Origin of the sequence: Thioclava sp. UBA3469 (assembly GCF_002378135.1) — a bacterium.
In the GTDB taxonomy this organism is placed as follows: Bacteria; Pseudomonadota; Alphaproteobacteria; order Rhodobacterales; family Rhodobacteraceae; genus Thioclava; species Thioclava sediminum.
Genome location: NZ_DFRG01000158.1, coordinates 1,218 through 2,731 on the forward strand (window position 1 = coordinate 1,218; position 1,514 = coordinate 2,731).

At 64.4% G+C, this 1,514-nt stretch carries 2 protein-coding genes and 1 pseudogene; all 3 read left to right on the forward strand.

Features of this window, described 5'->3' with window-relative positions; all coding sequences use genetic code 11:
• Nucleotides 1-358, forward strand: a pseudogene (locus tag B3D39_RS12205) (ABC transporter substrate-binding protein); the annotation flags it as partial.
• A 6-nt stretch (nt 359-364) separates the two neighbouring features.
• Complete coding sequence (locus B3D39_RS12210; protein ID WP_078523181.1) at nt 365-1,324, forward strand: acetamidase/formamidase family protein; 960 nt, start codon at nt 365-367, stop codon at nt 1,322-1,324.
• 5 nt (nt 1,325-1,329) lie between these two features.
• Nucleotides 1,330-1,514, forward strand: a 185-nt coding sequence (locus B3D39_RS12215) for an ATP-binding cassette domain-containing protein (protein WP_349678097.1), incomplete at its 3' end; no start/stop codon positions are given.

The following is a 1,514-nucleotide window of genomic DNA, read 5'->3' on the forward strand; positions in this document are numbered from 1 at the left end:
CTGGTCGGGCGGCATGGCGTGGATCGCCGACTTCCCCGATCCGTCCAACTTCTACGGTCCGATCCTGGGCTGCGCGGGCGCGGTCGAGGGCGGCTGGAACTGGTCGTGGTATTGCAACGAGGAACTCGACGCGATGGCCACCGAGGCGGACTCGATCACCGATCCGGCCAAGCAGGACGAGCGCCTGCAGAAATGGTCGGACGTCTACATGAAGGTCATGGAAGACGCTCCGTGGGTCCCGGTGTTCAACGAGAACCGCTACACCATGAAGTCGGGCCGTATGGGTGGCGCGGATGCGCTCTATGTCGACCCGGTCTCGATCCCGGTCAACTACGACTACGTGTACGTGACGGAGTAAGCGCGCATGTGCAAAGCCTGTGACTATACGATCCATGGCGCACAGCACCATTTCGGCTGGGACAACTCGTTTGTCCCAGCCGAGACGGTGGCCCCGGGATCGACCATCGAATTCCACTGCCACGACAGCTCGGCCGGACAGCTCGGGCCGTCCTCGACTGTGGAAGACGTGAAGACCCTCGATTTCGGCAAGATCAACCCGGTCTCCGGGCCGATCTATGTCGAAGGGGCGAAACCCGGTGACGTGCTCAAAGTCACCATCGACAGCTTCACCCCGCGCGAGCAGGAAGGCTCAGCCTGGGGCTGGACCGCGAATATCCCGGGCTTCGGCCTGCTGGCGGATCAGTTCGAAGATCCGGCGCTGACGATCTGGAAATACGACGCGGCCTCGCCCGACAAGGCGCTTTGGGGTAGCGAGGGCAAGGTCGGCCTCAAGCCGTTCTGCGGCACTATCGGCGTCGCCCCGGCAGAAAAGGGCCTGCATTCCATCGTGCCCCCGCGCCGCGTGGGCGGCAATCTCGACATTCGCGATCTCGCGGCGGGCACCACGCTCTATCTGCCGGTCGAGGTCGACGGAGCGCTGTTCTCCGTGGGCGACACCCATGCCGCCCAAGGCGATGGCGAGGTCTGCGGCACCGCGATCGAGAGCCCGATGAACTGCGTGCTCAGCTTCGATCTGATCAAGAACGAGACGCTGAAATTCCCGCGCTTCACCACGCCGGGGCCGGTCACGCGCCATCTCGACACGGCGGGCTACGAGGTCACGACGGGCATCGGCCCCGACCTGATGTCGGGCGCGCGCGATGCGGTCTCGGGCATGATCGACCTTCTGTGCGCACAGCGCGGCATGTCGGCGGTCGACGCCTATATGCTGGTCTCGACCTGTGGCGATCTGCGCATTTCCGAGATCGTCGATATGCCCAACTGGGTCGTCAGCTTCTATTTCCCGAGAAACGTGTTCGAATGATCGAAATGAAACAAACGCAAGCCGGGGCTGTCACGGCCCCGGAGCCCGCCCAGCCGGTGCTGTCCGTCGAAGGTCTCACGATCTCGGTGCGCTCCGAGGGGCACGAGAGGGCGCTGGTGAGCGATCTGAGCTTCACGCTCGCGCGCGGCGAGACCATCGCCATCGCGGGCGAGAGCGGCTCGGGCAAATC

Excerpts from the sequence above, each read along its gene's own strand:
- B3D39_RS12210 (WP_078523181.1), top strand. The coding sequence starts at position 365 with ATGTGCAAAGCCTGTGACTATACGATCCATGGCGCACAGCACCATTTC.